We start from the raw sequence: 7,831 nt of genomic DNA on the forward strand, positions 1-7,831 counted from the left end.
GGGGAAGCCTGCGTCGAGGTCGCCTCCCAAGTCCCCGGCGTCATCCCCGTCCGCGACTCCAAACTCGCCGCGAACAGCCCCCTCCTCCTGATCCCCAACCCCGCCTGGGACGCGTTCCTCACGTCTCTGAGGTGACCGGCTCGGGCTCGGGCTCGGTCGTCTGCTGGCGCTCCGCCTCGGCCCACAGGTCGGCGAACTGGGTGATGTGGTCCTCGATGTGGTCCGGCTCGGCACTCAGCAGGGTGCTGTCCGGGTTGTTCTCCTGGTCCGGCTTGGTCTCGTGGCACAGCTCGCTGTCGAAGACGATGAAGTCGCTCACCCTGGGGTGGGACTCCATCAGCGTCCGCACCGCGATCCGCGCGTCGATGCCCCGGCGCCGCTGGTCGTCGCACAGTGCCCTGAGTTCCGGCGTGACCTCGTCCTCGGTCCGCACGATGAACAGGCGGCGGATCTCCACGCCCCGCCGCTTGATGGCCTTCTCCTGCGCGGCGAGGTAGCGCGCGGCGGGGCCGCTGGTCCAGAACTCGCGGTCCACCGACGTGCTGGTGGCGTCGAGGGTCATCTTGACGCAGTCGGTGAGGTCGATCAGCCACTCGTGGTTCTCGCCGGGGCAGTTCGCGCTGCCGCCGCCCAGCCCCTCCATCATCTTTGCCAGGCGCCCGAGTTCCTTCTCGGCGAACGCCTGCGTGATGTCGCCGCCCTGCTCACGGACCTTGGTGTAGCCGAGGACGAGCCGGGTGACCTCCTCCGAGCGCAGCACCGACCCGTCGACCTGGCTGAACAGCTCGGTCGCGGCGATGATCTGCGCGAAGCGCCGGTCGACCTTCTCGAACCGCTCCCCGAAGTCCACCAGGTACTGCACGATCAGCGTGGCGCTGCCGATGACGATGGACGCCGTCCACTGCCAGATGTTCCCGTCGTCCTCGTTGAGCACACTGGTCAGCAGGAACGTCCCCACGGCCGCGCCTGCGGTGATCAGCAGTCGCCAGAACAGCTTGGACATGCGCTGTTCCGGGCGCGGCACGGCGTGCCCGTTGTTGTTCCCCGCTCCTAACGATGACGCTCCGCTCATGTCTTGTCCCCCGTCGGGTGTTCGGTTCGGTTGCCGCCCCTCAGCGCGTACCGAGCGCCTGGTGCGGCACGGCGACGGCCTGGAGGGCCAGTCGGTCCCGGATGCGCCGGCTCAGGTTCTCCCACTGGCGGGAGAAGCCGGGTCTGTCCTCCAGCGCGTCCCACAGGTGGCCCAGTGCCGGGTCCACGTGCGCGCGCGGCATCCACAGGTGCAGCAGATGCACGACGACCGGATACAGCGCCCCGACCGCGGACGGCCCGTCCGCGGCGCCGAGTCTGCTGTTGTCCAGCAGGTGCTGAACGGTCGTCAGAAGCCAGTCGTGCAGGGCGAGATCCTCGCAGAGTCCGGCCGCGGCCGAGGCCGGGACGTCCTCGGGCAGCCGCAGCTCCACCGTGCGCAGCCCGCCCTCCGCCACGGTGAAGTTCACCAGGGCCGCCCGCTCCCCCGCCGGGGTGCGCCAGGCGACCCAGCGCAGCCGGGTGGGGCCGGACTTGAAGGGCACCCGGCGGTCCAGCAGCGGATGGCGGCGCACCTGGGCGAGCAGGCCCTCGGAGATCATGCCGAGGTCGAGTTCACCGCGCCCGGCGCCCCTCAGCACGCCCGCGGCGGTGGCCTGGCGGGGCAGCTTGCCGAACGGCTCGACGAGTCCGGGGCGTACCAGGTACTGACCCCAGGGGCGGCGGGTGTCGGGTCCCGCGGCCGGGAGGCTGAAGCAGGCGGTCGCCTGGAGCAGCCGGCCCTCGGTCAGGGCGGCGCGGGCGGTGACCGTGCCGACGCCCCGGACCCGGGAGCCGTCGGCGGTCGGCAGCCGGCAGTCCACGCCGGTCAGGACCTCGGGGGACAGGGCGTGCAGGACGGGCCGCTCCGAGATCCGCACGGGGACGTCGGCGCGCAGCCTGAGCAGTTGGGCCGCGGCCCGCGCGTCCAGTGCCTGGAGCGAGGGCAGCAGACAGGTCCGCACCTCGCCGCAGGCGAGGACCGTGCGCGCCCCCCGCCCGCGGACCGCCGTCATCTCAGGTCTCCCCGGCCTCGGAGAAGCCGCCGGGCTCCTCGTAGAAGACGTACCCGGCGCGCTGGGCGACCGCGGCGGGCACCGGCATCCCCTCGGCGGCGGACCGCTCGGCGACCTGCCGCAGCGCGCCCGCGTCGACGTCGGTCTGGTCCAGGATGAGCCGTACGGCGTCCTCGACCGCGAGGAAGCGGTTCGGCAGCAGGGTGCAGGTGCGGTAGGCGCTGAAGGCCGCGGCCGTGTCGGTGAGCCTGACCAGGGGCGGCAGCCGGTCCCAGTCCTGCGGGAAGTCGGTGCCCGTCCACTGCGCCGGGACCAGCACGGGCTCGCCGAGGTGGCGCAGCAGTCCGAGCCGCGCCAGTTGCCACACGGCGGCCAGGAAGGGGCAGGACCACAGGCGCCGGCCGTCCCGCTCGGACCACAGCTCCACGTCCATGAAGATCGAGTGGTTGCGGGCCGCGGTCTCCTGCGGGGGCTGCCAGCCCTTGACCTCGCCGAGCGCGCTGCGGGGCCCGGCGGGGGTGCGTTCGCCGTTGGCGAGCCAGCCGGTGCGGCTGACGGGCGGGCGGGAGCCGTGGCTGCCGGGCGGCGGGGACTCGACGAGGCGGTGCGTGACGGACTCGGCGAGTTCGATCCGGTCGGCGACCGCGCAGGCCGACTCGCGGGCCAGGTAGTCGATGACGAGACCGGCCCGCTCGGCCTCGGCGAGCACCATGGGGACCAGCTCGGCCGGGGTGGAGAAGCGGGTGAAGTAGTCGTCGACCAGGAAGCAGGTGCTGATCCGGGGCCGCTTGCTGCGCCGGGCGGCCGAGGCGCGCACGGCGTCCGCCCAGATCCGCACCTCGGCGAAGTGCTCGCGCAGCCGCGCGGGGCCCGCCTCGAAGTCCTCCATGTACAAGTGGCCCAGTTCCAGCGAGAGATGGGCCAGCGGGACTGACTGGGTGCGCAGCTCCGCGGTGGTCTCCTGGAAAACGGCCCCCGTCACGCCTGCTCCCAGTGCTTGTCGTCGGTGAGGCGGGCGGCGAGTCTGCTCAGGGCCTGCCAGGTCTCCTGGTTGGCGACCTGGCTGTCGAGCACGTCCTCGTCGGTGATGAGCTGCTCGCGCCACTGGAGGACCGGTTCGAGCGGCACGCTGCCGAGGACCTGGCTGTAGCCGATGCCGTGGGTCGAGGCGAGCTGCTTGAGGTCTCCGTCGGTCTTGCGCATCCAGGCGGACTGGGTGGGCGAGACCTGCGACCACAGCGGCGACTCGGGGTCCGGTACGGCGGCCCGCACGAAGCGGATCGCGTTGCGCAGCGCCTCCTCGCCGTGGCCGCGCTCGACGCCCCCGGCGAGGATGCCGCGCTTGCCGAAGACGAGGCCGGCGGCGGCCGCGACATGCTGGCGGGTCCAGCGGTGGAAGACCAGCCAGCGGGCGGTGACGTCGCGCATCTCGGGCTGTGCGGTGGCCTCCAGGGCCATGTCGACGGCGTAGGAGCGGCCGGCGCTGAGGTCGACGACGACCAGGTCGAACTCGTGGTGGAGGTTCATCAACAGGTCGACGCAGCGGCGCAGGTGGTCGTCGCCGGTGGCGAACTCGCCGCCGCTGACGTCCCCGGGCATCAGCACGAGCCGGCCGCAGCCGGGCGGCGGGAAGCGCAGCACCTGGTGCTCGGTCTCGGCCCAGACGTCGATCCGGGCGGGCTCGCTGACCTCTCCGGTGAGGTAGGCGTGCAGGCCGTGGTCCTCGGTGGCCTGCCGGGCGTCGGCCACGTCGAACACGGCGGCCGCGGTGGGCGAGCCGAAGTCGAAGTCGAGGTAGCAGACGTCGTCACCGGCCATGGCCCGGTGGTAGGCCAGGTTGGCGCTCGTGACCGAGCGGCCCGTGCCCCCCTTGTCGGAGGCCGAGAAGATCAGCACGGCTCACACTCCCCGGTCCGCGGCCTCGCGGGCGCGGGCGAGCGCGTCGAGCTGTCCCAGGACGTCGAGGGCCAACGCGTAGGCGGTGCCCGGCTGGTCGTCCACCAGGAGGCGGGCGCGGCGGAGTTTGACCTCGATGGTGCGCAGCTGCATCCCGTGCCGGCCGGCGTCGGAGGGGGCGGGCTCCATCTGTTCGTTGCCGAGCAGATGGGCGGACTCGCTGAGCAGCGCCTTTGCCAGTTCGGTGAGTTCGAGGCTGCGGATCGGGGGCTGGCGGTACATGACCGTGGCCTGCACCATGACCTCGACGACGCGCTCGGTGATGCTCCAGGAGACCGGGGCGCGCCGCTTGTGGATCTCCGCGTCGGGATAGGCGGCGTGGACGTTGTCCCACAGGCCGACGCCCTCGCCGTCCCGGATGCGGCGGCGCCACATGTGGTCGAAGACGTCCTCGGCCAGGCGCAGCAGCCGCTCGTGCGAGGCGAGGTTGCGCGAGAGCGTGCACAACTGGACTGTCCGCTTGAGCAGTTGCGCGGAGAAGTCGGTCAGGGCCCAGGTCATGGGCGGCCCGATGCGCTCACTGCCCTGCAACGGCAGGGCGACGCCCGTGTTGTGCAGTTCGTGGACGACCGGGTCCTCGCGCACCATGCGGCTGGTGATGCGGCCGCGCTCGGCGAGCCGCTCCATGACGCCGACGGTGCGGGTGAGGTCGTCGTCGGTGGCCCGGCGGCGCATCAGGTCGTGCACGAGGATGGCCGCCACCGACAGCGAGAAGTACTCGGACTCCAGCTTCTGTCCCGTGGTCCGCCAGGGGATGTCCTCCAGGGGCCAGCGGTCGGCGTCGAAGCGGGCGATGCCGGACCAGTACTGCTGGGTCAGCTCCCACCGCAGGCGCAGCGACTCGGCGAGCCGCTGCTGCTCGGTGTTGAGCAGGCCCAGGGTGAGCGTGCGGTCGGAGAACAGGTCCTGGATGCCGTCGAGAGCGACCACGGTGAAGTACAGGTACGGCACGGCGTTGGCGACGCCGTCCGGCTGGGGGCCGATCGGTTCGCTGGTCTGGACCTCGGGGGCGTCCTTGACCATGGTCCACGCCCAGCCGCATTCGAAGAGCTGGTTCTCGTCCTTGAGACCTTCCTGCACGTCGATGCCGAGGAACACGCTCTCGTTGATCGCCGCGCGCAGGGCGCGGAAGCGGTTCTGGAACTTGTTCAGCACCTGGCGCTGGGAGAGCTGCCGCTGGCCGAGGAGTTCGCCCAGGGTGCGGCCCTGGGAGGAGTCGGTGTCGAAGACGTTGACGACGAAGGAGCGCAGCAGGCTCACCATGGCGGCGCTGAGCCGGTTGCTGGTGGCCTGGCGCAGCTCGGCGATGGTCTCCCGGGTGTCGCCGCGCCGGGTGCGGGTCTCGTAGACCTTGAGGAAGCCGAGGGTGGCCAGGCACAGCGTGATGGACATCGAGTACGAGTCCACGACGCCGAGCCGGCGCTGCTCCTCGGAGAGTTCCCCGTCCTTGTCGGCGGCACCGAAGTAGTTGCCCCCGGCGAAGGTCGGCCTCTTGTCCTCACCGGTGTGCGTCCGCATGAAGTCGGCCGCGGCGGTGACGAGGTTGGCCGGGAGGTCCAGGCGTCCGCCGGCCTTCTTCAGCGCCTGCTGGACGTCCTCCTGGGTGGTGTCGGGGTCGTCGAGCCTGAAGGCGGCGACCTCGGTGGCGGGATAGAGCAGGCAGAGCAGCCACTCCGCGTCGGCGACGCTGCTCTCCTTGCCCCATTCGCCCCACTGCCACTCTCCCCCGTCGAAAGAGTGGCGGGCGACCGCCTGCCAGATGTCCAGCAGATGCTGGCGTGGCTTGATCTGCATCCCATGCCCCTCACACAGGCCGCACTGCCCTCACTTGCGGAATATCGCTGTGCTGTTGTGAAGCCTCATTGGTCAGCCGGCCGGAACGGCCGGATCCGAATTCGCTCGCCACCCATAGGCGACGATCATTCCCGAATATCCGTCGCGTACCGAGGCGGCGGATTCGAGACGCTGCACCTTGAAGTCACGCGCGAATGGTTCGAGGCTCGCGCGCACCTCGTATTCTCCCACGTCACATGCCGGGAAGAAATGCTCGCCGGTGTGATAGCCCGTTGAATGTTCCATGAAGGCGGTGGCGAAGGGGGCGCCGGGGGCGAGGGCGCGCAGGAAACGCTCGACACCGAGCGCGAACTCCTGGTGGGAGGCGGTCATCGACTCGGCGACGAAGAACATCGTCCCGACGGACCAGCGGCCCTCGCGGCTGCCGAGGTCGAAGATGTCGCCCTGCTCCACCCGGACCGTCCTGCGGAACTCCTCCCGCGGGTCCGCGTCCAGGGAGCCGTAGGACTCGTGGGCGCGCAACACGTCCCAGAACTGGTCCCAGTTGGGGTCGTAGGAGTCGACCTGGCCCGCCAGGTACCGGACGTTCGCCGGGGAGCGCTCGAAAAGGGTGATGTCCTCGCACCACGGCAGCATGGCCAGTGCGGGATAGAGATTGGCACCGGCGCCCACGTCGATACCCGAAACGGGACCGAACCCCTGCTTCCGGAAATGCTCGCCGAAATGATCCCGGACCAGATGAAGGATCTCGGCGTCCTCCGCCTGCAAGCGCCGGTAGTTGTGATTGACGTAGGCGATCGGGTCGAATGCCGCCCAGCGCACATCTGCGTTCTTCGGCCGGACGTCCCCCGACGATCTCTGGGTCATTCACTCACGGTACCAAAGGAAGGAGCACCGGGAGCGCGTCGAGGCATAAGCGCCTCGCACTCTTGAACCACCGGATCGCCCTGCTCAAGATGGGCGGATCTCCGTCCGGCAGCAAGAACGGCGGACAAGGGGTACGCGGGGTGCGCAGAGCACTCACCCGCACGAGTGATTTCATTCCCTTACAAAGGGGGCAATCGATGGCTGTGCCGGAGGAGCGTTTCCCCGTCCTCGGTCACCGCTCCGACCAGGCGTTCGTGGCAGGCGTCGGCGACCGGCCGCTGACGATGCGGGGCGTCACCGAGGCGGACCTGCCCGAACTGCTCCGGGTGGACCGGGAGGTCTTCCCCGAGGAGCCGTACCCGTACTTCGTCCTGCGCCAGCACATCGACGTGCACGGGGACCGCATCCTGGTCCTCGACGACGGCGAGTGCCTGCACGGCTACGTGCTCTTCGTGACCACCACGGACGGTTACGTGTGCTGGGTGCTGAGCCTGGCCGTCAGCGCCGACCGGCGCGGCCGGGGCCTCGGCAGGCGGCTGATGCTGGAGGCGCTGCGGCAGCTGCGCCGGGAGCGGGTGCACGAGGTGCGGCTGACCGTCGAGCCCGCCAACGCCGCCGCGATCATGCTCTACCGCACCCTCGGCTTCGCGACCGACGGCCGCGTGCACCGGGACTACCTGGGGCCCGGGGAGGACCGGCTGATCATGACGCTGGGGGCGGCGGGACCGGGCACGGCGTAGTCCCGCCCGAGCCGATCCCCGGTACCGGCCCGGGAGTTGACACCGGGTCAGCCCGAAGCGGACCGGCCGAAGGCGCGCACGTACCGCTTCTGCCACGGCGTCTCCACCGCGCGCCGGTCGTAGTGGCGGCGGACGAAGTCCACGGCCCGGCCGGGGGGTACGCCGTCCAGGACCGCCAGGCACGCCAGCGCCGTACCCGTACGCCCCCGGCCGCCGCCGCAGGCGATCTCGACCCGCTCCCCGGCGGCCCGCTCCCAGGCTTCGCGCAGGGCGGCGCGGGCCGCCGCCCGGTCGGCCGGGAGGCGGAAGTCGGGCCAGCGGACCCACCGGGACTCCCACGGCACCCCGGGCGGGCGGCGGCCCAGCAGGTACAGCGCGAAGCCGGGCGCC

General features: G+C 71.2%; 9 protein-coding genes. 2 read left to right on the forward strand and 7 right to left on the reverse strand.

The window, feature by feature from the left end; translation table 11 throughout:
• Positions 1–42 precede the first annotated feature (42 nt).
• Positions 43–135 (forward strand): DUF397 domain-containing protein, encoded by a 93-nt coding sequence (locus SZN_RS37965; protein WP_078509066.1) that lies wholly within the window; start codon positions 43–45, stop codon positions 133–135.
• On the opposite strand, the gene SZN_RS33545 is transcribed toward SZN_RS37965, so the two are convergent.
• From SZN_RS33545 to SZN_RS33570, 6 genes are all read right to left on the reverse strand, one after another.
• Positions 119–1,003: a DUF6879 family protein gene (locus tag SZN_RS33545; protein WP_244313466.1), complete on the reverse strand. Its 885-nt coding sequence runs from the start codon at positions 1,001–1,003 to the stop codon at positions 119–121. The two genes, SZN_RS37965 and SZN_RS33545, sit on opposite strands and share 17 nt — an antisense overlap.
• A 109-nt stretch (positions 1,004–1,112) precedes the next feature.
• The gene (locus tag SZN_RS33550; protein ID WP_007503937.1) at positions 1,113–2,084 is read right to left on the reverse strand and encodes an SCO2521 family protein; all 972 of its coding nucleotides are present in this window, start codon (positions 2,082–2,084) and stop codon (positions 1,113–1,115) included.
• Between the two features lies 1 nt (position 2,085).
• A complete protein-coding gene (locus tag SZN_RS33555) occupies positions 2,086–3,066 on the reverse strand; it encodes an SCO2522 family protein (protein ID WP_007503938.1) in 981 nt (326 codons plus the stop codon).
• Positions 3,063–3,980, reverse strand: coding sequence for an SCO2523 family variant P-loop protein (locus SZN_RS33560; RefSeq protein ID WP_007503939.1), 918 nt, complete (start codon positions 3,978–3,980; stop codon positions 3,063–3,065). The genes SZN_RS33555 and SZN_RS33560 overlap by 4 nt, the downstream gene beginning before the upstream one ends.
• 3 nt (positions 3,981–3,983) lie before the next feature.
• Positions 3,984–5,834 carry an SCO2524 family protein gene (locus tag SZN_RS33565; RefSeq protein ID WP_007503942.1) on the reverse strand — a complete coding sequence of 617 codons (1,851 nt, stop codon included), beginning with the start codon at positions 5,832–5,834 and terminating at the stop codon, positions 3,984–3,986.
• 72 nt (positions 5,835–5,906) lie between these two features.
• Positions 5,907–6,701, reverse strand: a complete 795-nt coding sequence (locus tag SZN_RS33570) for an SCO2525 family SAM-dependent methyltransferase (protein WP_043734468.1) — start codon at positions 6,699–6,701, stop codon at positions 5,907–5,909.
• A 197-nt stretch (positions 6,702–6,898) separates the two neighbouring features.
• On the opposite strand from SZN_RS33570, the gene SZN_RS33575 reads away from it, so the two are divergent.
• Complete coding sequence (locus SZN_RS33575) at positions 6,899–7,441, forward strand: GNAT family N-acetyltransferase (RefSeq protein WP_007503946.1); 543 nt, start codon at positions 6,899–6,901, stop codon at positions 7,439–7,441.
• A 47-nt stretch (positions 7,442–7,488) separates the two neighbouring features.
• Here SZN_RS33575 and SZN_RS33580 read toward each other — a convergent pair.
• On the reverse strand, positions 7,489–7,831 hold a 343-nt coding region (locus SZN_RS33580; protein ID WP_007503948.1), incomplete at its 5' end, for a phosphatase domain-containing protein.

Source organism: Streptomyces zinciresistens K42, from assembly GCF_000225525.1.
In the GTDB taxonomy this organism is placed as follows: domain Bacteria; phylum Actinomycetota; class Actinomycetes; order Streptomycetales; family Streptomycetaceae; genus Streptomyces; species Streptomyces zinciresistens.